Here is a 19,017-nt window from a genome sequence, read left to right on the forward strand (position 1 = left end):
TGTGTGGCTCAGTCCGGCTTGATGTTCCCGTCCTTGATCACCTTCGCCCACACGGCCGTTTCCTGTTCGACGAACTTGCCAAGCGCCGGCGGGTCCATGTAGGCGGCGAAGGCACCCTGGTCTTCGACCTTCTTCCGGAAGGCCTCGCTTTCGACGATGACCTTGACCTGGGCGGTCAGACGCGCAACAACTTCGGGCGGTGTCTTTGCCGGCGCAAACAGGGCGAACCACGATTCCACTTCATACCCCGGCAGGCCTGCTTCGGCCGTGGTGGGCACCGTCGGCATCGAGGGATGCCGCTTCGGGCCGGCATAGGCGAGCGCCTTGATCTTGCCGGCCTGCACCTGCCCGATGACCGAAGGCGGCGTGGTGATGAACATGTCGACCTGCCCGCTGATCAGGTCGGTCACGACCGGCCCGGCGCCTTTGTACGGAACGTGCGTGGCCGGCACCTTGGCCTGTCGCGCGAACATCTCGCCGGCAATGTGCTGGATCGAGCCATTGCCCGACGACGCGTAGAAAAGTCCCTTGCCGTTCTTCTGCCCGTTGGCGATGAACTCCTTCAGGTTCGTGGCCGGCAGCGTGCCGCTCACGGCGATCACGTGGGGTGCCCGCATGACCAGCGCAATCGGCGCGAAGTCGCTCGTCTTCCAGCGGATCTGCGGGAACAGCGCCGGGTTGCCGACGTGATAGCCGGAGTACTGCATGAGCAGCGTGTAGCCGTCAGGTGCGGCGCGCGCCACCGTCTCGGTGCCGATGTTGCCGCTGGCGCCGGGCTTGTTGTCGACGATGACCGGCTGGCCCAGCGCCTTGCCCAGTTGGTCGCCAATCATGCGGGCCATGATGTCGGTCGATCCGGCCGCCGCGCTCGGCACGACGATGGTGACGGGCTTGGATGGATAGGTATCGGCTTGTGCCGGAAAGGCGCCGATCGAGCAGGCGATGGCGGCAAGCGAAGCAAGGTAAGCGGATTTCATGTGTTGTCTCCAGTGGATGTTGTGATCAGAGGGTCCGGGCCTGTTGCGCGACAAGTTCCTGCAGGCGCGCGGCCAGCCTGGCCTGCGCACGGTCGCTGGCCCAGGCGACGTGCGGCGTCAGCAGGAGGTTGGGAACGTTGCCGTCGAGCAGTGGGTGCGCCGGCGTCGGCGGCTCCACCTCCAGCACGTCGATGGCAGCGCCGGCAATCGAGCCGCTGCGAAGCGCGTCGGCCAGCGCGGCGGGATCGACCAGTGCGCCGCGGCCGGTGTTGATGAGCACGGCGTCAGGCTTCATCCGCGCCAGGGATTCAGCGTTGATCAGGCCCTTGGTCTCCGGCGTCAGCGGCACGTGAAGCGTGATCGCATCGGACTGCGACAGGATCTCCTCGAGCGGCAGTTCGTCGTCCTTGCACGCCGTGTCAGGTGTTTGCGCAAAGTGCACGGTCATGCCGACGCCACGTGCCAGCCTTGCAGCCGCTTCGCCGATGCGGCCGCGGCCGACGATGCCGAAGCGCGAACCGCCAAGGTCGCGGATGCGGGGGCCGGTCCAGCAGAACTGGCTGGATGCCGCCCACCGGCCATCGCGGGCCGCAGCGGCGTAGGTCACGATCTCCCGGCGCAAGGCGAACAGCGTGGCAATCGCGTGCTCGGCCACGGAGTCGCTTCCATAGTCGGGCACGTTCTGTACGCGGATGCCCAGCGATTCGGCGACCGCGACATCGATGTTGTCCGTGCCCGCCGCAGCGACCGCCACCAGCCGCAGGTCCGGCGCGGCGCGTAGCTGCCCGGCATCGAGCCGGATCTTGTTTGTGACGACCACCGTCGCCCCGGCGATGCGCTTGCCAACCTGCTCGGGCGAGGTGGTGTCATAGGGCTGGTAGTCGATGCCCAGGCCGGAATCGAAAGCGAGCGTCTGCGGCAGCGTTGCCGCGTCGAGGAAGACGACTTTCATGACGTCACCTCGGAAATCTCGATCAGGTTCAGGTCCGGATCGCGCAGGTACACCGAGCGAATGCGCGACACCGCGCCGGTGCGCATCACCGGCCCTTCGATGATCGACAGGCCCTTGCGTTGCATCGTCGCCATCACATCGTCCAGCGGCACGCTGGCGATGAAGCAAAGGTCCAGCGCACCCGACACGGGCAGGTGCGCCTTGGGCTCGAACTCCTTGCCTTTGACATGCAGGTTGATCTTCTGGTTGCCGAAACGCAATGCCTTGCGTCCCTCGCCGAAGGATTCGAGCGTCATGCCAAGTCCTTCGACGTAGAACGCGACGCAGGCCTGCTCGTTTGTGGTGGTGAGCACCAGGTGGTCAAGATGGTCGATCACGACAGCGTCTCCCTTGCGTCGCGCTTCGCAATCGTTTTCGCAGCCGCGCGGGCGACGATCCCGGCGAAGTCGGCCGGTGGTTGGTGTTTGGTCAGCCGGTGGCCGGCCCTTGGCAACTGGCTTGGAAGCTCGTGCTGCACGAGGTGGCCCACCTGCGCCGAGGCGCCGATAAGACCGTCGAGGTCCATGCCGGTGTCATAGCCCATGCATTGCAGCATGTGCACCACGTCCTCGGTCGCGACATTGCCCGTGGCGCCCGGCGCGTAAGGGCATCCTCCGATGCCGCCCAGCGACATGTCGAAGCGCCGGATGCCGGCTTCAACGGCAGCCAGGGTGTTGACCAGTCCCATCGCACGCGTGTTGTGGAAGTGCGCCGTGAATTCCAGTTCAGGTTGGCGCGTCATCGCCGCCTTGCACAGCGCCTGAACCTGCGTGGGGTAGGCCATGCCGGTGGTGTCGCACAGCGTGATGCCCTTGACGCCGAGCGCGGCGAAGCGGTCGATCCAGCCGAGCACCGTTTCCTGCGGAACTTCGCCTTCCATCGGGCAGCCGAACACACAGGACAGCGACACGTTGACAGGCACCTTCGCGCTGCGCGCCAATGCAATCACTTCGGCCAGTTGCGCAAACGACTGCTCGCGCGTCATCCGCAGGTTGCTCAGGTTGTGCGTCTCGCTGGTTGACATCACGATGTTGAACTCGTCGATGTTGACGTCCAGCGCCCGCTCGGCGCCGCGCAGGTTCGGTACCAGCGCGGTGTAGACCACTCCGGGCCTGCGGGTGATGCGCGCCATGACTTCCTCGCCGTCACGCAGTGCCGGGATGGCCTTGGGCGAGGTGAAGGAGGTCATTTCGATCTTCGCGTAGCCGAGCGTGCTGAGCCGGTCGATCAGCGCGATCTTGTCGTCCGTCGGAATGAAGTGGCTCTCCATCTGGAAGCCGTCGCGCGTGGCGACTTCATTGATGAAGAGCCGCTGGTTGTTGCCGTGGTTCATGGTGTTTGCTCCTTGGGTTCAGGCCGAGCACGCGGGCCAGCCGCCGCGCTGCAGGTCTTGGGTGTGCTGCCCCAGGCGGGGCGCCGCGTGGGCGATGGCGCCCGGCGTCGCGCTCAGCTTGGGCACGACGCCCGGCACCTTGAGCGTTCGTCCGTCGGAGGTGGGCGACTCGACGATCATTCCGCGCGCCAGGTACTGCGGGTCGGTGGCGATGTCGGCAACTGAATAGATGCGGCCGACCGGAACGCCGGCGCCGTCGAGCACGGCCAGCACCTCGTCGCGGCTGCGCTCTCGCGTCCACGCTTCGATCGCGGCATCGATTTCTTCGACGCGGAGCACGCGGCCGTCGTTGTGCGTCAGCTCCGCGTCGGTCTCCAGGTCTTCGCGGTCGATGGCACGCATCAGCCGGCGAAAGATGCTGTCGCCGTTGCCGGCCACCAGCACGTATTGCCCATCGTTGCAGCGATACGCGTTGGTCGGTGCGATGCCCGGCAAGGCACTGCCGGCGCGTTCACGCACGGCACCGAAGGCATCGTGCTCGGGCAGCAGGCTTTCCATGACGTTGAAGACCGATTCGTAGAGCGCCACGTCGATGAACTGGCCCTCGCCGCCGTGGGCGGTGCGGTGGTGCAGGGCCGTGAGCACACCGATCACGCCATGCAGTGCCGCGAGGGTGTCGCCGATGGAAACGCCGACACGCACCGGCACGCGGCCAGGCTCTCCGGTCAGGTGACGCAGCCCGCCCATCGCCTCGCCGAGCACGCCGAATCCGGGCTTGTCGCGGTAGGGGCCGGTCTGGCCGTAGCCGGAGATGCGCAGCATGATGAGCCGCGGGTTGAGCGCGTGAAGCTGCTCCCAGCCCAGCCCCCAGCCTTCCATCGTGCCGGGCTTGAAATTCTCGATGAGGACGTCGGCCTCGAGTGCGAGTGCGCGCACGGCTTCCTGGCCTTCGGGCGAGCGCAGGTCCAGGCACACCGAGCGCTTGTTGCGCGACTGCACTTCCCACCACACGGAAGTGCCCTCTCGCAGCAGGCGCCACTTGCGCAGCGGGTCGCCGACGCCGTGCGGTTCGACCTTGATGACGTCGGCGCCGAACTCGGCCAGCGTTTTGCCGGCGAACGGTCCGGCGATGAGTTGGCCCAGTTCGAGGACCTTGAGGCCTTCCAGTGCTTTCATGTCTCTTTGCTTTCGTGTGCTGCGGAGACCTGAATTTAGGTTTGAAGGGCGCCGAGGAGGAATTGCCATGAGGGCATGTATCCTTCGCGTTTTGCGAAGCTCGCGAGGAGAGAACGCGATGGCGAAGAACCTGATGAACCCCGCGCGGGTCGACTTCGTGACGCTGCGGCTGTTCTGCGCCGTGGTTCAAACCGGCAGCATCACCAAGGGCGCGGCCCAGTGCCACCTGGCGCTCTCGGCCGCGAGCCGGCGCCTCAGCGACTTCGAGGCGGCCACGGGCGCGCAGTTGCTGGAGCGAAGCGTTCAGGGCGTGAGCGTGACGCCCGCGGGTCATGCGGCCGCACAGCATGCCATGCGCCTCTTCCAGGGCTTCGAGCTGTTCAGCAGCGAACTGGCGGACTATTCCGAAGGCTATCGCGGGCATGTGCGGCTCTGGGCGAACATGTCTGCGCTGACCGAGTTCCTGCCGCAGGCGCTGGCGGACTTCATGGCGCAGCAGCCGGGCATACGCGTCGACATCGAGGAACAGCTGAGCGGCGACATCGTTCGCGCGCTGCTCGATGGCGTGGCCGACATTGGCGTGTTCGCCGAAGGGACGCCGGCTGACGGCATCACGCTGGCGCCGTTTCGCAACGACGAGTTGGTGCTGTTGTGCCCCCGGACGCATCCACTGGCCAAGGCGAGGAAGCTGGCATTCGCCGATTGCCTGGACCACGACTTCGTCGGGCTGAACCGGGGAAGTTCACTGCTGGAGCTGACCTCCCGCGCCGCCGCGGACGCCGGGCGGTCGCTGCGAATGCGCGTGCAGGTGCGCAGCTTCGATGCGATGTGCCAGATGGTTGCGGCTGGCCTCGGGGTGGGTGTGCTTCCGCTGGCGGCGTGCAAGGAGACGGCGGGCTCGCGCGGGCTCAAGGCCGTGCGACTGACCGATGCATGGGCGCAGCGCCAACTGATGCTGGGCTACAGCGCTTCAAGGCAGTTGTCGGCGGCAGCCCGGATGATGGCGGATCACCTGCTGATGCCAGCCAAGAGCATCGGCCGGCCTGGCTTGCAACCCTGAAACCTGCTACTCAACGCAGATGCGCAACATCAAACCGCCCGCGATCGCTACAAAAGACTGTGGCGTTGCACGCTCTTGCTTCGCCCATATGGCGCTACAAGCGCTGCTACCTTGCCAGTGACTGCAGCAGCACGATGTCGAGAAATGCATCGACAAGTTGGTGCCAGGCAACTTTCAGGCGAATCGCGAAGACGTTCGCTGTCGTCTTGACACCGCTGAGGGGAAGAAAGCGGAGATCGCTGCGATTGTTGTCCGTCACCGACTTGCCGTCCCGCGCAAACCCCAGTCCGGCAGCCACGAGGCGCAACGCCGTGTGGATCTCTGCCTTGCCAATTGGGCGGCGACCACGAAGCGACCAGATGGTGAACCGAAGGGTACCGCGGCGGCTCGGGAGCTAATAGGATACCCCTTACACCTGTACAGTAGTGCCCATGAAGGAAGTTGCGTTTTTCCGGTTCTGGATCGTCGACTCGTTGACCGGCAAAAAGCGCCGGACGAGGTGGAAGATGGACGAGGCGTACGCGCTGGCGAGCTACCCCGGCGCCGCAAAGACGAAGGCTCGCGCGAGGTGCGGTTGCTGACGGAGACGGACGCCGAGCTCGCGGAGCGGAGCCAGTCGCTGCATATCACCGTGGCCGGCAAGTCGCCCGTGTGAGCGCTGGGCGGCACTTCGCCCTCAGCGACAATGCCGCGCGATGACCTTGCGAAAATCCCTCGAACTCGCCACGCTGGCTGCGATGCTTCTTGCCTGCAACGCCAAGGCCGCACCCGGTCGGCCGCCACTGTTTGAACTGCAGCATCGCGCCTGCATTACCGGCAGCTATTGCGCCAAACTCGCAAAGCAAGGCCAGGCGGTCGCGGCTTTCCAGCAGGTCCTTGACGAGGGCAAGGCCCTTGTGAAGGAATGTACCGCCCTGGGCTACCCCGACGCCGAGTGCGGCCCGTTATGGGACCACTACCTTCGATGCTCCAACCCGATGCTGAACGATTGAGCCGCGGCCGATAGAACTCAATCGTTTGATCGTCCCTGCGGGCGTGAGGACGGCGCTGCGGCCTTCATAGGCTGTGGGAAATCGGATGTCAGCGCCCGCTGCTCAGCGGCGATCGTTGGCGCCTGATCAGGAGTTCGCCATGGCCACCAAAGCCCCGCCAGTCCGGCCGTTCGCTGAAGCCCAGGAACGCCTCATCCAATCGATCCGCAGCATGACACCGAAGGGCATGAAGAAAGCGCCGGCCGACGGCCCGCGGCGGCCAGCAAGGCGAAGCCGACAGCGCGCTAGTTTTCGCTCTTCGACTCGGCCTGCGACGTGTCACCGGTGGGCAGGACGCCGCGGCTGTCGATCAGCTCGGGGGAAAGTGGCGGCTTGCCGATCTTCCAGCGCGCGCTAAACATTTCGTCGGCATTGATCTCGGCGGCTGACACGTCCGCAGGACGATGGTTGCGGCGCTCCGTCGCAGGATCGCCGCAAGGCCGCTCGGTCATCATCGTGCTGCCATCGGGCAGCTTGCACTTGTTGACCGTCTGCGCCTGAGCAGCTTGCGTGGCAACGGCCGCAAAGGCCAGCCAGGCAAGAAGGCTCTGCAGGCGCCTGACGAACATCGTTGTCTTCATGGGCAAGTCCCTCCTGACTGGGTTGCGACGCACGGGTCGAGCAGCGCAAGGGACACTGTAACGCGAGCTTACGAAGCCAAAATCGAGGAATCCCTTAGCACGTAGCCACCAGCACGCTGAAGCCGCTCAGCCCCTGATCGGCCGCTCGAACCGCTCAGGCGGGTACCGCGGCCACCTGGAGATCTCGCGGCGGCGTCCAACGGGTGACCGGCACGCCGGCCGCGACAAACGCCTTGTGACAGACGTCCAGCTTCTCGGTTGCCATGCGCAGCTCGGCCTCGTCGTACTCCTTGCCGGTGCGAATTGCCGCGATCAACGCGTCCCACCGGGTGCGCGCCTCCACCCAACTCTCGTGGGCTTTGTAAAACGCGGCGAACTCTGCATCTGTGGCCATCCGGCACGTCTCCTGATTTTTTGGGTGTGCGGATCTTAGCCGGGGCGGTGTTGTTGATTTGCAGCCAGTCGTCCTGGCGCCGATCCAGCGGGCGCTCGCTCAGGAGCATAGGCGCGCGGTGGCACCTTCATTCAGAGCGATAGCGGTGGGTCGAACGAAAAGCGGAAGAACCCGTACATGACCTGCAGCGCGTCGCGTGCGTCGTGTTCAAGAATCGTCCTCGGATGAGCCTTGCGGCTCCAAACGCGGCGGCCCAGCGTGTCGGAGTCTTCATCGTCGCGGCGGTGGATGAACGGATTGCGGAAAGTGGTCAGGATCTCGGCGCCGTCGAGTAAGTCCGTCGAAAAAAGCTTGGCGTCGCGGGCCTGCTTAATCGCATCAGTCATCTGCGGGCTTCTCTTCTTCTTTCCAGGCGCCGGCTCGGGTATCGGCGGCAGCGCGTCGTTGATGACGTGCTCGACGCAGGCCAGCGCCAGGACGAGCGTCGCGATGAAATTGCCGTGGACGCAGCTGTCGCGGGCTTCCCGCATCACCGCGGTTGTCTCCGATCGCTCCCAATAGAGCCCGCCGACGCGAACGTTATGTTTTTGCTCATCCAGACGTGGCGCTCCGCGCGCGCACTGCGATCCCTCGGATCGAGTTGCTCAAGACAGGCAATCACGCGCTCGCGGCGTTCCTCAATCGGTTTCTGGCCTTGCCGTTCCATCAGGATTCGGGCGCGGCGCAAACGGGAATGTCGACATGGTCGTTGTCGTGAGTCAGCCCACCGGCGCCGCGTCTTCGTCCTCGCCTGGCGCCCGCGGGCCGATGCGCTCGTCGTAAACGAGCTGCATCAGTTCGACGGTTCCGGCGTCAAAGGCGTCGAGCCACATATCGAAGGGCTCCTCGCTCGTGGCGAACTCGATCCAGACGGTGGGGTCCGCGGTGCTTTCATGCAGCACCCAATAGAAGCGCCCGGGCTCGGGCTCGTCGACGTAGACGCTGACGCGGCGCAGGTGACTCATGACAACCCTTTCAAGAAAGGCATGTTATCGGATGGAATTCTCGGCCGGCGGGGCATCCCGGCCGCCCCCTTACACTGCTGCACCATGACCGCTCCCGCCCCTCAGACCATCGCAAGCGAGCTGCTGACCAAGGCGTACGACATGCTCAAGCACGACGCCATGCCCACGCAGTCCGAGATGCACCAGCTGGAAGCCGAGGCCACGAAGCTGGCCAGCGTCGACGCGGTGTCCGCCTTCGAGGCACGTGCTGCCATTGCCGCGCTGAGCTGGGACGTTGAGCGCGTCCATCAGGAGGTGCGCAACCTCCTGCACCTTGATGCCTCACCCGGCGCGCTGATCAACAGCGCGCTGACCTTGAGCTTTGTGAACGACCTGGATGGCGCCGCGGAGTGCTCGGGGCGCGCATGGTTGCAGGCACCGAACGACGAGTCAGTCTTACGCGACTGCCTGAGCTTTCTTGCCGGCAGTGGCCGGATGCATGAGGCGCGGCGGCTCGCGGCGTCGATGCCCCACCTGTCGGGCGCGACACTCAAGCACGCGCAAACCAATGAGCGAATCGTCGCGATGCTGGACAGGGAAGGCATCACCGAAACCCGCGTCCATGACGAGCTGAGCGCGGCCATGGCCGTCATGGCGGCCCGGCGCATCCGCGTGGTCTCGCCTGAAGTCGGCACCCAATCGGACCCGGAAAGTGGCGCGAACAGCCTGCTGGCCATTTTCACGTTCCATGGCGACTACGACGATGAAGCAGCCCTTGCTGAAGACCTTGCAAAGGTGTTGATGGAATCACCGCAGTGGAACCCGTCGCAGTTCGCCATCGTCTTTGACCCTCAGCCTCGCTCCGAGCATGTCCTGCACGCCGCGTGATGTCTGGGCGCTGGCCCAGCGCCCAGCCGAGGAGAGCTGCGCCGATGAGGCTACCTTGCGCAGCGCCATGTCCCGCGCCTACTACGCCGCGCATCTGCGGGTGCGTGATCTCTTTCCAGAACATGCAGGCGATGCGCGCGAGAGGCATGAAGGCTCGCATGAGTACGTCATCCGCCGCGCAAGGGACTACGCGCAAAACAAGGCGAGCCCGCTGCGCACGGAGGCCAGTGTGATCGCGATGCGACTGGATCACTGCAAGCGCGAATGCAACTTTACCGACTACACCATCGGCCAGCACCTGAAGCCGTCATCCTTGCCTGAGCAGATGAAGCGGGTTGCGAAGATCCTCGAGCTCTGTGACCTGATCGAGGCAGCCCACGTTGCTGCTGCAGCCGCCACGGGCGGCATGGCATAAGGGCGGTGGCCTGCGCCACGCGAAACATCGCGGCGATGCTGTCTCCGCGGTCCCGCATGGCACCCGCCCGCACGGAACCGGAACTGCTCCAGCGCGATGAGCAGAGGCGCCAGGCGCGTCATCGGGGTGGAGGCCGACTTGCGCAGCGACTGCAGCATGGGCGCGAGGTTGGTGGGCTTGTGCGGCATCCCGGCAAAGATACGTGCCGACGGCGCGATCGGCTCATCCAATCGCTGCTTGGGCCTCACGGCGGCGGCTCCGATCAGTGGCGCCGCTGCACGCTCTTCAGCAACAGCTCGTGTCGACGGCGGATTCTCGAGATGGGCCTGGTCGGCCTCACGCTGCAGGCGGCCGATGCGCACGCGCTTGCGCTCGTTCGACACGTCCTCGATTCGCGGGCCCACGTCCGCCTCCCTCAGCGTTGCACCGCCGGCTTGACGGGCGGCTGGCCAGGCTCGAAGGCGACCGTCCGCCAGCAGGCGCCCCTGAGCGCGACCATGGCGTCAGCCTCGGCGCGGGTTGTGCAAAACTTGTCAGCGTCAAAGCGAAAACACGCCCAGCTTCCATCGGCGCGCTCGCAGGCCAAGCCGTGCAAACCGGGCATTGGCTCGTCGGGATTGGAGGGCAGGTGCAGCACTCGGTCGGTGCCATCGTCCAGCGCAGCAAGTTTCGCTTCGTGCTGCGCATCGCAGCCGAAGTAGACGAACGCTGCTTCGAACGATGCGGCGGTGTGGGGGGACTCGGCCGCGGCGTACAGCACGCCAACCTCACTTCGTCAGGTACGGGGAAGCAACCGCGGCGATCATGGCAGGGTGGTGCCGGGGTCGGCCTTGGTGACCGGCGCCCGGTAAATGTCGGCGCGCTGGCGCAGGGCTTCGTCGAACTGCGCGCGCTGGCGATCATTGTTCGTCCAGCGGGCCGCCTTCCTCGACGTCGCCGTCTTCGCGATCAGGAACGCCGCTCAGACGACGTCGAGGCAGCTCGGCACGCAGGAGTCTTGTCGCATCGGGCAGGCCTAGCTTCCTTCCGATCTTCAAACATTGCTTCTCGCTCGTCTCCTCCGTTGAATCGCTGCCTCCTCACCCTTGAGCTGGAGCGATCCCCGCATATCGACTTCAGTGCGATCGATGGTCAACACCTCGGCCCGGCAGCGGAAGGAGGAGTGAAGAAATTCGCTGGATCCGGCGCACCGTGTCGCGAGAGACGAGGTACGCCTGAATTTCCTTTGCGCTCATGACGCGCTGGCTGGCGCATACGCTCATCGTCTTGCGGCTGGGACCTGCGTTTCCAAAGGAAGATTCAAATCTTGAAGACATGATCAACTCCTTTCTCTGGTGGTGCCGTGGGTGTGAGGCGAAAAATCTTCAATAGCGCGCTCGGCTTCGACACCACGGTCAATGACGATGCATAACGTTTCATCAAGTACCGGAACATCGCCGTCGATCAGCCGCGCTCTGGCAGCAAGGACCACTGCGTTGTGCACAGCCGGTGGCAACGTGCGTCCGGCTAGATAGCCTGCGACCAGCGCTTCAGCTGCTTCGGTCGACAGAGCCATGGTTACCTCCTTCTCACTCAAGCGCGACAGATTGCTGGTTCATTCGGCGTGGGCCACAAGCCCGGAGGACTGGGCTGTGGCCTTGCTTCGCTCGTGACGCAAAGGGCGGTCGCGTCTACCCGGCGCCGAGACCACGCTTTATGGCTTCACGTGCGCGTTGTGCGGCCCGCGGCAACCAGAAGTCAACGCCTCGGGCGCGGTGGTTATTAAGGTAGTTAAACCGCAAAAGTTCGTCGCGCCCTTTTTCCGTCACCGCAAGGACCTTGGCGGCGCCCTCAGCGGGCTCGTCCACCAATGCCAGCACCAAGCCGGCCTGACGAAGGATCCTGATGGCATCAATATCCTTCGCAGCGTTGAACGACTTGGGGAGTGGCGTGGCTGCGATCTGCCTCAAGAATTCAACTGACATGACATCTCCTTTCAAAGGTCAGCGCGAGAGAGAATATCGCTCGATCTGCTGGGTTTCAAGTCGGCGCAACCGACAAGTTTTGTCGGTTGCTGGACTCATCCGTCCACCTGGATGCGCCTCGGCTGCGCATGCTCCGCCTTTGGGATCCGCAGGGTCAGCACGCCCCGCACAAGCGTTGCCGTTACCTTGGAAGAATCGAGTTCCTTGCTCAGCCTAAATGTTCGTCGAAAGCGTCCCAGTGCCACCTCGGTATGGGTGGATTGAAGGCCCTCGGGCATCGGGAAACTGAGCTCGACTTCAAGGGTGAGCGTGTCGGACTCGGGTTGGATCTGCAATTTCTCCTTCGACACGCCTGGCAGGTCGGCATGGAGCGTGATCCCTGAGCTGTCTTCCACCACGTCGACGCCCGGCGTGAGCGCCGCGGGGGGCTGTACGAAGAGGTGTCCTTTTTCGTCGAGCTCAAGGCGCCGGGGCGCGGGTTTCAGGGTCGTTCATGAATGGTGGCTCCTTTCACTGAATGTCGATGCGTCGCGGCTGGCTCGACGCCCGGCATTGGATGGTGATGCGCAGGACGCCGTCTCGGTAGGTGGCGCTGAGCGCGTCCGGGTCGGCGTCGTCCGAATGGGCAATCGCCCGACGAAATGGGCCGTCGAAGCGCTCGCTGATATGGACAGCAGCGCTTCCCTCGTTGTTTCCGTCGTTCGGCCGCAAGGGCTCACGATTGCCGGCAATGGGCAGGATGCCTCGGTCGAGGGTGACTCCAGCGCATCCGGCTCCAGGCCTGGAGCGAAAGCCTGGATCTCCAAAGTCTGGGGCGTTCCCCCGACGTTCAGGACGGGGGAAGCCGCGGCCGAGCCCGCGAATGCTGGGCGACGGATCCAGGGCCTGCTGCATGTCGCGCTGCAGGCGATCCATCCCGGCGAACAGGTCGCGCGCGAAAAGCGATCGATACATGGCGAGGTACCTCCATTCGGTTGAACAGAGCGCCGGAGGCGTCTCCAGCGCTTCCGATCAGCGAAATAGGAGTTGCTTGCGAGTTTTCAAGAGCCCGCATCGGGGGCGTTTTGGCCCCCACACCTGCCCTCGTGGAACGGTGCGAGGCTACAACGCTCTCAGTCAGCCAAGTTGGTCAGGCTCAGGGTCGTCCAGCTCGGCCAGGTCATAGACCCGGTCCCGCGGCGCATAGATCACCGAGCTCAACAGACCTGTCAGTACCAGGCCGGCCAGCATCCGGGCAACTTCCGGATCGTCGTATTCGCACAGGGGCACCAGCTGCCCCGAGTCCAGTGACAGCTTTCCCGAGAGTCCAAGGTAGACGCGCGTCAGGACCACCGGCTCACCTTCGTGCCGAGCTGCAAACTCGAACTCCTCAAGTGCAGGCCGGCCCTCCACAGCCACGGCCCCCCACCGAACGACGTAGGGTGTATCCAGGCACTGACCTGTGAACTTGTCCCCAGCGGGCGAAATGGATTGGGCATGGCCGCGGCACAGGGGTGCAACGTTCACACTGCCCAGGTGCCTGAGAAACCGACTCGTCATCGCATCGAGTTCGGCAAACGCCCTCATAACGGGCTCAGTCTTCAGCTCGAGATCGGTGCTCATATTAATCTCCCCACTGGTTTGAAAGATCGGCCTGGCTAAGCGCCGTAGGAATTGCAGAGATCGAAGAAGGCCTCAAGTTCCGTTGACTTGTCAAAAACGCCGTCCGCTCCGAGAGAAAGACACCTTCGACGAATTTCGGCCGAGGGATAGTTGGTCAGGACGAGCACGTGCTGATGCGGTGATCGATCCTGCGCGGCACGTAGAACGCTTAGGCCAGAGCCTTCCTTTAGGAAAAGGTCCACAACCGCCAAGTCCCAATTTTGGTTATGCCGATTGAGTGCCTCGATGGCCTCCGAGGCGCCCTCGGCGACGGCGATCACATGCGCGTCGGCCAGTTCTGCCAACGACGGAATCAGGTTTTCGCGAATTGTCTCGCTGTCCTCTACCAGGACGGTATAGAGCGGCATCTGGTGGTTCGCCAAGGGCGCTCGATTTATCAGAGGTGCTTATCGCGCCAGCAATTAACGCAGATCGCTCTAAACCTCCTTGTAGGTCAACTGCCCGGTCAGGTTGAAATTGGACGCCGCGAGCGGCAGGTCGCGCTCCTTGTCCTGCCCCCAGAACCGACGATCGGGAGTGCTCGAGCAACGGTGGGAAACCGACATTGCGCCTCTTCCGTCGCGTGCCGCGTTAAAGGCCGCATCCAGGCCATGATGGATCCCAGTTAGCGAGTCACCCGGCGAAACTGACAAAAAAAAACCGGCTCAGGAGAGAGCCGGTATTTCAGAGGAAGTTACTGGGCTCAGTAACGGCCACCGCCGTAGCCCCCAGTGCCATAGCCAATGTCCGAGCGTTTGCCTGCACTGTAACCGGCCGCGCTGTAGCCACCTGAGCCGCTACCCTCTTCGCGGGGGCGGGCCAGGTTCACGACAATCGAGCGTCCATCGACGGACATCCCGTTCAGGCCGGTGATGGCGGCTTGGGCGACTTCTTCAGAAGCCATTTCGACAAAGCCGAAGCCCTTGGAGCGGCCGGTCTCACGGTCCATCATGACCTTAGCTGACGCGACCCTGCCAAACTCGGCAAAGTTGCTTTCCAGGCTGGAATCGGTCACGGAATAGGGCAGGTTGCCCACGTAGATTTTTTTACTCATGGAATGAGCCTTTCTGAATGAAGGTACGCAACGAATGCAACGAATGTCGCGCCGTTGGAAGACGCGTGTGCGGATCGGAGTCCGCACCAACTGGCAAGGGTGAATGTGATCTGCGGCAGAAGATCATCTGCACGCAGGGGGGTGCGGCATGCACGTTTGCAGCCAGCCCTGGGTGACTGCGAAAAGCCGGGCGGCTTCGCGCGAGGCAAAGGCTTTGTCGAAACGGAAAACTCGGCAGTAGCTGCCGCTACCCTGAGAACGATGGACCGAGAAGGAGGCACGAAAGCGGCCACAGTCGGTCTGGTGTGTCGCGGGCGAAACGACGTACTTGCCCATGGAAATGGCGATGTTAGGAATCTAATTCATTCAGGATCGCAGGCTAGTATCAACCTGCGCTGAGCAAGGAACTCGGATTGGCTGCAGCTCTACAGACCAACAGGCGACAAAGGTCGCAAACGCGGCCTGCATTGGGCATTCCACCTCTAAGCAGGCGTTGCGGTAACTGACGAAGGGTCGCCGTGACTGTAACAAGACGTATTATAACACCGCTGCATTTAAGAGTCAGTCATTATTCGATTTGGTGTTAAGTGGGCGCCATTTCGGATGCGCCACAGGCTGCGAGTCGTGCCCGAAGCTCGGAGACATCTCAGGTCCTGGAGCCCGGTCGTGCGGGCGCTTTCGCGGTCGGCCAGGGAGGGGGCCAGCAGGCCCCAAGGACACAGAAGAAAGGGCACCCCTCACCGGCTGAACCACCACAGCCGGACCCCACGCACCCACAGCCTCGGGTTCCTGCACTGTTCTGGGACACCGGGGCCGCCGCATACTGAAACATGGAACGAAATTCACCCCGTCCGGCGTCCGCATGCGCCGCCACTCTGCCCGCCCTGGCGCCTTGAATTGGCTGCTGATCCCGGTGGCCCTGGCATGGGCTCGGAGTCCCTGGGGGACCTTGCCGATGCCTTTGACGTTCTTGGCACCGTCAGGCTGATCGATCTCCCGGGAGACGGATCGAACCCGGCGCCGGCCGCCTTCGACAAGTGGCCCCATTGCTGATCAGGCGGCCCAGGCAATCACTGATCCTGTCTACGTGGGCCATTCAACTGGGGGCATGTACCTGCTGGACAGCCCGGCACTGCGCGAGCACGTCAAGGGCATCGCCCTGGTCGACATCGCGCCTGATTCGTCCTGGCACCCGGCCTATGTCACCATGACCCAGGCCAACCCCCTGCGGGTTCGAGGCCACCGTGGCCGCCTACACTGCCGCGCCGACCTGGAGAACCTGACTGCCCTTGTGGTCGCCTCGGCTCCTTGGAATAAGGCACTCAGACGCAATAGATACCTCGAGACTTCGCCAACCGCACGCCTTGCCTGACTGGCATGGAGGCCTGTGGCGGATCACAGCACTGGGGGCGTTGCCTGATCGCCATGGGGGCACGAAGTGAAGTTGATGCCGGCGACGCATCAAGAGCTACTTCGAACACGAGCCCGTTCGCTATGCGGCCTGATTCAAGTTGGTTCATGCCGGCTCAAATAGCTACGTCTTCCGTCCAGACCGGAGGGAGTGAAAGCAGCGCTGGGAGGTACTAAACAATCGCGCTTGTCGACCAATACGCCGTGCGAGCTGGCAGGTGCAAGACTCGCAAAGGATCGAGCAGGACTGACGCCTTGACGTACGAGCCCCGAACCAAAAAGCACGCGCTAGTCGCCGTGGGAAGCTCAGTCGCCGACGTCGGCACCAAGAGCCCAATGGGCGAGTATGGCCGCCCCTTCGAACTGGCAATCGCGCAGCGCCTCTTTGGCGTGGAGCGCGATCAAGCCGTAGAACGTGAGATGGGGCTGCAAGGTCACTGGGATTGGCATGTGAACTGCAATGTGCCCAAAAGGAGGCGAACCGCCAAGGGCCAGTACGCTGGGAAATAGGGCAGGCCACATTTCGGCATTGGCCGTTGATCGGGCGAGAAAGTGGACTGGTGGAGGCCAGGTTCAATTCGAGTCGAAATGACTCGCCGACGTCACTCCGATGGTTCCGGACCGGTACGTGATGGCCCGCTCCAGCGCGAGGCTGACCGAAGCCGGCATCGAGTCCTCGGTCGCATCACCGGCGACAGCTACGACAAGGACTACCTCTCGCTTCCTACGCACTGCCATGCGGTCAAACCATCCCGGTCTGACGCAAGCCAATAGGCCTCCTCGAAAGCCGGTGCGGTCCACTGGCAATCACGTTGACCCACAACCGTTGATTCAACCTGCTCGCGCCCTCCGCGACTGGCCCGGTCAAATTTGTATGAACTGATGCTGTTCGGCGGAGCCCGGCCTGTCGACAATGCATGCCGTTGACCTGAACAGCCTCAATGTACCTGCATCCTCTCATCGCAAGCGTTCCCGCAGCCGAACGGGCAGAGTTCATCCGGTTTGTCAAGCTGCGTTCCTACCGCCGCAATGCAGTCGTGCTGGGCGTGGACGAGTGGACGGATTGCATCTACTGCGTTGCCAATGGTCTCGTACGGGTCGTCATGCAACGCAATACGGACAGCGAAGGCGTCACCACCGACTTTATTGGGCAAGACCGATTCTTCCTGAGTCCGAACCTCCAACGGGACCGCTATCAACCGGGGGCGACGCTCATCGCGGCGTTACCTTCTTCGGTGTATCTCGTACCCGTGCCAAAGCTTCGGACCTTGTGTGCCAAGTATCCGGAAGTGGCCATCGGACTGCTCGAGCTCGCCGTAAAGCGGATTGCCACGCTGCGTGGTCAACTCCGGCGTATCTCGGCGGCGCCATCGGAGCGCCTCTGGCGTATCCTTCACGAGCTAACCCAGCTTGCGCCAGTCGGCGCGGGAGGCTTCGACAAGCGCATCACCCAATCGGTCATTGCGTCCTACTCCGGGCTCTCCCGAGAGCAGGTGAACAAGACGATGCGCGAGTTGGAGGACCGGGGACTGGTCAGTAGGGACGCACATTCGATCCATGTCCCCTCTCATTTTGCGTCGACGGCCTTCGAAGAGCCCCTATCGATCGACGAAGTCTCGACCAGCGTGGACGCCCAACTGGGGGATTCAGCTTTATTCACAGAATCATTCGACGATCTCGGTGAGTCGGCCACCTGGGCCCAGGATAAATAGCCCGCCAAGGCTTGAGGGGGCGAGCGACGTGAAGTCATCGGCCCTCTTCGTCGTGCGCGGACAGTTGGGACTGCTATTCCCACTGAACGGGACTGGTTGCCCAAGCCCATCGAAGCCCATTGTTGATGGAACGCGCCTTCGCTCCAGAGAAACGGTCCCGAGTCCGCCTTGTCGAAAAAGAACTTTTCCAGTAGCGAAGGCGCAGTGCGAATGAAATACCATCCAGGCCCCATATGACCTCGACAAGTGCTTGTCATGCGGGACAAACTCGGTCGACGGTTTCAGGACTTCGGACTAGCGCAACCGGTCGTCGAACCTAGTGATGCCGTGCATCGATCGGCTCCAGCTTCCAATCCTGTATGGCTCGATCAGTCTCATGCTTGCGAAATTCGTCGATCCGACGGCCGATCAACTTGCTGGCCATTTCCAGGCGTTGAAGGTCCCGCTCCGTCAGATTCTCGTTCGATGCGAAGCTGAAACAGCACACGGTGCCGTAAACGCTGCCATCGTTGAGAACGATCGGCGCGCTCAGGAAAGCCCCCACTGGGAACGGAGCTGACAATGCTGCAGCGACAGGATGCCTCGCAGCGTCCTGAAGCATCCCAGGCAAAAGGCCTTCGACGACCCTCTTGCAGTAAGTGCGCTCCAGCGGGTCGCCGTGGCCTTCCCGGATCACTTCAGTGTCGTCTGCATCCACACGCCGATATACGCGCTGACCGTCAACAAATTCAGAGACGAAGGCAACGTCCATTCGCAAGCTTTTGCGCAGCGCCTTTAAAACTTCGGGCACCGCCGAGTCGATCAGATAGTCGCAACTGTCCGGCGTGGCAACGAGGACCTCCGACACCTTCACGTCGAAAGCGTCAATCTCGTAAAAACTCTCTTGATAACCCACGTTAGTCTCCTTCAATGCAGGGATTCATGATGGCACGCATAGGTATTTGCCCTTACGTCATTAGGTTTCCTTTCTCCTCGAAAGTGACGCCGCTCACGTTTCAGGTATGAATGCCCCGAGCCTGTCTTCGTACCGCCATGTCTCCTGCCGCGCGGCCTCGCCGCGGATCGCAGGCCGCGAAGCAGCATCAAAGCGTTACTTCGCTTCAAACATGGCGTGAGGGCAACATCGAAATGATCGCTGGCCTGCGGCGTGAGTTCGCGTTACTGTTGCCCGCACCGGAACACGTGACGGGGTGCCAAATTCAGCCGGCGCTACTGCATATGGAGCAGCCTCCCTGGCAAACCCGCTTCCGGGTCCTTTATGAACCTCTACGAACGCTGCGCCAACGAGATTGCTGCGCTGATCCGCTCCGGGATGCTGCGGCCGGGCGATCGACTTCCCTCGGTGCGGGCTGCCAGCGCGGCCCGCGGCCTCAGCCGGACGACCATATTCGAAGCCTATTACCTGCT

General features: G+C 63.2%; 27 protein-coding genes and 1 pseudogene. 8 read left to right on the plus strand and 20 right to left on the minus strand.

What is annotated here, in order from left to right; translation table 11 throughout:
- Positions 1–8 precede the first annotated feature (8 nt).
- The 5 genes from QTI66_RS30245 to QTI66_RS30265 are packed head-to-tail and all read right to left on the minus strand — an operon-like array spanning position 9 to position 4,477.
- Positions 9–977, minus strand: coding sequence for a Bug family tripartite tricarboxylate transporter substrate binding protein (locus QTI66_RS30245; RefSeq protein WP_286563975.1), 969 nt, complete (start codon positions 975–977; stop codon positions 9–11).
- A gap of 25 nt (positions 978–1,002) precedes the next feature.
- The gene (locus QTI66_RS30250) at positions 1,003–1,929 is read right to left on the minus strand and encodes an NAD(P)-dependent oxidoreductase (RefSeq protein WP_286563976.1); all 927 of its coding nucleotides are present in this window, start codon (positions 1,927–1,929) and stop codon (positions 1,003–1,005) included.
- Complete coding sequence (locus tag QTI66_RS30255; RefSeq protein ID WP_286563977.1) at positions 1,926–2,306, minus strand: VOC family protein; 381 nt, start codon at positions 2,304–2,306, stop codon at positions 1,926–1,928. Before QTI66_RS30255 ends, QTI66_RS30250 begins: the two co-directional genes overlap by 4 nt.
- Positions 2,303–3,301 carry a hydroxymethylglutaryl-CoA lyase gene (locus QTI66_RS30260; RefSeq protein WP_286563979.1) on the minus strand — a complete coding sequence of 333 codons (999 nt, stop codon included), beginning with the start codon at positions 3,299–3,301 and terminating at the stop codon, positions 2,303–2,305. Before QTI66_RS30260 ends, QTI66_RS30255 begins: the two co-directional genes overlap by 4 nt.
- A gap of 18 nt (positions 3,302–3,319) precedes the next feature.
- Positions 3,320–4,477, minus strand: a complete 1,158-nt coding sequence (locus QTI66_RS30265; RefSeq protein ID WP_286563981.1) for a CaiB/BaiF CoA transferase family protein — start codon at positions 4,475–4,477, stop codon at positions 3,320–3,322.
- Positions 4,478–4,595: 118 nt separating this feature from the next.
- Here QTI66_RS30265 and QTI66_RS30270 point away from each other — a divergent pair, with 118 nt between their 5' ends.
- Positions 4,596–5,537 carry a LysR family transcriptional regulator gene (locus tag QTI66_RS30270; protein ID WP_286563983.1) on the plus strand — a complete coding sequence of 314 codons (942 nt, stop codon included), beginning with the start codon at positions 4,596–4,598 and terminating at the stop codon, positions 5,535–5,537.
- A 106-nt stretch (positions 5,538–5,643) separates the two neighbouring features.
- Here the strand turns inward: QTI66_RS30270 and QTI66_RS30275 are convergent, their stop codons facing one another.
- Entirely contained in the window at positions 5,644–5,835 is a 192-nt protein-coding gene (locus QTI66_RS30275; RefSeq protein ID WP_286563985.1) for a hypothetical protein, read from the minus strand.
- Positions 5,836–6,232: 397 nt separating this feature from the next.
- On the opposite strand from QTI66_RS30275, the gene QTI66_RS30280 reads away from it, so the two are divergent.
- A complete protein-coding gene (locus QTI66_RS30280) occupies positions 6,233–6,529 on the plus strand; it encodes a hypothetical protein (RefSeq protein WP_286563986.1) in 297 nt (98 codons plus the stop codon).
- Between the two features lie 284 nt (positions 6,530–6,813).
- On the opposite strand, the gene QTI66_RS30285 is transcribed toward QTI66_RS30280, so the two are convergent.
- The 4 genes from QTI66_RS30285 to QTI66_RS30300 all read right to left on the minus strand — a co-directional run bounded on the left by QTI66_RS30285 (position 6,814) and on the right by QTI66_RS30300 (position 8,547).
- Entirely contained in the window at positions 6,814–7,149 is a 336-nt protein-coding gene (locus tag QTI66_RS30285; RefSeq protein ID WP_286563987.1) for a hypothetical protein, read from the minus strand.
- Between the two features lie 154 nt (positions 7,150–7,303).
- The gene (locus QTI66_RS30290) at positions 7,304–7,543 is read right to left on the minus strand and encodes a hypothetical protein (RefSeq protein ID WP_286563988.1); all 240 of its coding nucleotides are present in this window, start codon (positions 7,541–7,543) and stop codon (positions 7,304–7,306) included.
- A 131-nt stretch (positions 7,544–7,674) separates the two neighbouring features.
- Positions 7,675–8,073: a hypothetical protein gene (locus tag QTI66_RS30295; RefSeq protein WP_286563989.1), complete on the minus strand. Its 399-nt coding sequence runs from the start codon at positions 8,071–8,073 to the stop codon at positions 7,675–7,677.
- Between the two features lie 228 nt (positions 8,074–8,301).
- Positions 8,302–8,547 (minus strand): hypothetical protein, encoded by a 246-nt coding sequence (locus QTI66_RS30300; RefSeq protein ID WP_286563990.1) that lies wholly within the window; start codon positions 8,545–8,547, stop codon positions 8,302–8,304.
- On the opposite strand from QTI66_RS30300, the gene QTI66_RS30305 reads away from it, so the two are divergent.
- Both QTI66_RS30305 and QTI66_RS30310 read left to right on the plus strand, forming a co-directional pair.
- Positions 8,539–9,414, plus strand: coding sequence for a hypothetical protein (locus QTI66_RS30305; RefSeq protein ID WP_286563991.1), 876 nt, complete (start codon positions 8,539–8,541; stop codon positions 9,412–9,414). The two genes, QTI66_RS30300 and QTI66_RS30305, sit on opposite strands and share 9 nt — an antisense overlap.
- Positions 9,395–9,829 carry a hypothetical protein gene (locus QTI66_RS30310; protein WP_286563992.1) on the plus strand — a complete coding sequence of 145 codons (435 nt, stop codon included), beginning with the start codon at positions 9,395–9,397 and terminating at the stop codon, positions 9,827–9,829. Before QTI66_RS30305 ends, QTI66_RS30310 begins: the two co-directional genes overlap by 20 nt.
- 415 nt (positions 9,830–10,244) lie before the next feature.
- On the opposite strand, the gene QTI66_RS30315 is transcribed toward QTI66_RS30310, so the two are convergent.
- The 9 genes from QTI66_RS30315 to QTI66_RS30355 form a co-directional block, all read right to left on the minus strand.
- Positions 10,245–10,589, minus strand: a complete 345-nt coding sequence (locus QTI66_RS30315; RefSeq protein WP_286563993.1) for a hypothetical protein — start codon at positions 10,587–10,589, stop codon at positions 10,245–10,247.
- A gap of 558 nt (positions 10,590–11,147) precedes the next feature.
- Positions 11,148–11,384 (minus strand): hypothetical protein, encoded by a 237-nt coding sequence (locus tag QTI66_RS30320; RefSeq protein ID WP_286563994.1) that lies wholly within the window; start codon positions 11,382–11,384, stop codon positions 11,148–11,150.
- Positions 11,385–11,499: 115 nt separating this feature from the next.
- Positions 11,500–11,793, minus strand: a complete 294-nt coding sequence (locus tag QTI66_RS30325; protein ID WP_286563995.1) for a hypothetical protein — start codon at positions 11,791–11,793, stop codon at positions 11,500–11,502.
- 95 nt (positions 11,794–11,888) lie between these two features.
- Complete coding sequence (locus QTI66_RS30330) at positions 11,889–12,278, minus strand: Hsp20/alpha crystallin family protein (RefSeq protein WP_286564010.1); 390 nt, start codon at positions 12,276–12,278, stop codon at positions 11,889–11,891.
- Positions 12,279–12,303: 25 nt separating this feature from the next.
- Positions 12,304–12,747: an Hsp20/alpha crystallin family protein gene (locus QTI66_RS30335; protein ID WP_353506243.1), complete on the minus strand. Its 444-nt coding sequence runs from the start codon at positions 12,745–12,747 to the stop codon at positions 12,304–12,306.
- Positions 12,748–12,909: 162 nt separating this feature from the next.
- On the minus strand, positions 12,910–13,395 hold the full coding sequence (locus QTI66_RS30340; protein WP_286563996.1) for a hypothetical protein: 486 nt from the start codon (positions 13,393–13,395) through the stop codon (positions 12,910–12,912).
- 35 nt (positions 13,396–13,430) lie between these two features.
- Positions 13,431–13,802, minus strand: a complete 372-nt coding sequence (locus QTI66_RS30345) for a response regulator (RefSeq protein ID WP_286563997.1) — start codon at positions 13,800–13,802, stop codon at positions 13,431–13,433.
- A gap of 335 nt (positions 13,803–14,137) precedes the next feature.
- Positions 14,138–14,488 carry an RNA-binding regulator gene (rbp, locus tag QTI66_RS30350; RefSeq protein ID WP_286563998.1) on the minus strand — a complete coding sequence of 117 codons (351 nt, stop codon included), beginning with the start codon at positions 14,486–14,488 and terminating at the stop codon, positions 14,138–14,140.
- A 123-nt stretch (positions 14,489–14,611) separates the two neighbouring features.
- A complete protein-coding gene (locus QTI66_RS30355; RefSeq protein WP_286563999.1) occupies positions 14,612–14,824 on the minus strand; it encodes a hypothetical protein in 213 nt (70 codons plus the stop codon).
- 772 nt (positions 14,825–15,596) lie between these two features.
- Between QTI66_RS30355 and QTI66_RS39975 the strand changes: the two genes are divergently transcribed.
- The 3 genes and pseudogenes from QTI66_RS39975 to QTI66_RS30365 all read left to right on the plus strand — a co-directional run bounded on the left by QTI66_RS39975 (position 15,597) and on the right by QTI66_RS30365 (position 17,610).
- The gene (locus tag QTI66_RS39975) at positions 15,597–15,860 is read left to right on the plus strand and encodes a hypothetical protein (RefSeq protein WP_444815068.1); all 264 of its coding nucleotides are present in this window, start codon (positions 15,597–15,599) and stop codon (positions 15,858–15,860) included.
- Positions 15,836–15,944, plus strand: a pseudogene (locus QTI66_RS39980) (IS110 family transposase); the annotation flags it as partial. The gene QTI66_RS39975 and the pseudogene QTI66_RS39980, both read left to right, overlap by 25 nt.
- Before the next feature lie 895 nt (positions 15,945–16,839).
- On the plus strand, positions 16,840–17,610 hold the full coding sequence (locus QTI66_RS30365; RefSeq protein WP_286564000.1) for a Crp/Fnr family transcriptional regulator: 771 nt from the start codon (positions 16,840–16,842) through the stop codon (positions 17,608–17,610).
- 316 nt (positions 17,611–17,926) lie between these two features.
- On the opposite strand, the gene QTI66_RS30370 is transcribed toward QTI66_RS30365, so the two are convergent.
- Positions 17,927–18,505: a GAF domain-containing protein gene (locus tag QTI66_RS30370; RefSeq protein WP_286564001.1), complete on the minus strand. Its 579-nt coding sequence runs from the start codon at positions 18,503–18,505 to the stop codon at positions 17,927–17,929.
- A 363-nt stretch (positions 18,506–18,868) separates the two neighbouring features.
- Here QTI66_RS30370 and QTI66_RS30375 point away from each other — a divergent pair.
- Positions 18,869–19,017: GntR family transcriptional regulator (locus tag QTI66_RS30375; RefSeq protein WP_286564011.1), on the plus strand; the 149-nt coding region annotated here is incomplete at its 3' end.

Origin of the sequence: Variovorax brevis (assembly GCF_030317105.1) — a bacterium.
Taxonomy (GTDB): domain Bacteria; phylum Pseudomonadota; class Gammaproteobacteria; order Burkholderiales; family Burkholderiaceae_C; genus Variovorax; species Variovorax brevis.

Coding starts and splice junctions, on each gene's coding strand:
- QTI66_RS30245 (WP_286563975.1), bottom strand. CDS start 977: ATGAAATCCGCTTACCTTGCTTCGCTTGCCGCCATCGCCTGCTCGATC.
- QTI66_RS30250 (WP_286563976.1), bottom strand. CDS start 1,929: ATGAAAGTCGTCTTCCTCGACGCGGCAACGCTGCCGCAGACGCTCGCT.
- QTI66_RS30260 (WP_286563979.1), bottom strand. CDS start 3,301: ATGAACCACGGCAACAACCAGCGGCTCTTCATCAATGAAGTCGCCACG.
- QTI66_RS30265 (WP_286563981.1), bottom strand. CDS start 4,477: ATGAAAGCACTGGAAGGCCTCAAGGTCCTCGAACTGGGCCAACTCATC.
- QTI66_RS30270 (WP_286563983.1), top strand. CDS start 4,596: ATGGCGAAGAACCTGATGAACCCCGCGCGGGTCGACTTCGTGACGCTG.
- QTI66_RS30280 (WP_286563986.1), top strand. CDS start 6,233: ATGACCTTGCGAAAATCCCTCGAACTCGCCACGCTGGCTGCGATGCTT.
- QTI66_RS30285 (WP_286563987.1), bottom strand. CDS start 7,149: ATGAAGACAACGATGTTCGTCAGGCGCCTGCAGAGCCTTCTTGCCTGG.
- QTI66_RS30290 (WP_286563988.1), bottom strand. CDS start 7,543: ATGGCCACAGATGCAGAGTTCGCCGCGTTTTACAAAGCCCACGAGAGT.
- QTI66_RS30295 (WP_286563989.1), bottom strand. CDS start 8,073: ATGCGGGAAGCCCGCGACAGCTGCGTCCACGGCAATTTCATCGCGACG.
- QTI66_RS30300 (WP_286563990.1), bottom strand. CDS start 8,547: ATGAGTCACCTGCGCCGCGTCAGCGTCTACGTCGACGAGCCCGAGCCC.
- QTI66_RS30310 (WP_286563992.1), top strand. CDS start 9,395: ATGTCCTGCACGCCGCGTGATGTCTGGGCGCTGGCCCAGCGCCCAGCC.
- QTI66_RS30320 (WP_286563994.1), bottom strand. CDS start 11,384: ATGGCTCTGTCGACCGAAGCAGCTGAAGCGCTGGTCGCAGGCTATCTA.
- QTI66_RS30325 (WP_286563995.1), bottom strand. CDS start 11,793: ATGTCAGTTGAATTCTTGAGGCAGATCGCAGCCACGCCACTCCCCAAG.
- QTI66_RS30335 (WP_353506243.1), bottom strand. CDS start 12,747: ATGTATCGATCGCTTTTCGCGCGCGACCTGTTCGCCGGGATGGATCGC.
- QTI66_RS30340 (WP_286563996.1), bottom strand. CDS start 13,395: ATGAGCACCGATCTCGAGCTGAAGACTGAGCCCGTTATGAGGGCGTTT.
- QTI66_RS30345 (WP_286563997.1), bottom strand. CDS start 13,802: ATGCCGCTCTATACCGTCCTGGTAGAGGACAGCGAGACAATTCGCGAA.
- rbp (WP_286563998.1), bottom strand. CDS start 14,488: ATGAGTAAAAAAATCTACGTGGGCAACCTGCCCTATTCCGTGACCGAT.
- QTI66_RS30355 (WP_286563999.1), bottom strand. CDS start 14,824: ATGGGCAAGTACGTCGTTTCGCCCGCGACACACCAGACCGACTGTGGC.
- QTI66_RS39975 (WP_444815068.1), top strand. CDS start 15,597: ATGTACCTGCTGGACAGCCCGGCACTGCGCGAGCACGTCAAGGGCATC.
- QTI66_RS30365 (WP_286564000.1), top strand. CDS start 16,840: ATGTACCTGCATCCTCTCATCGCAAGCGTTCCCGCAGCCGAACGGGCA.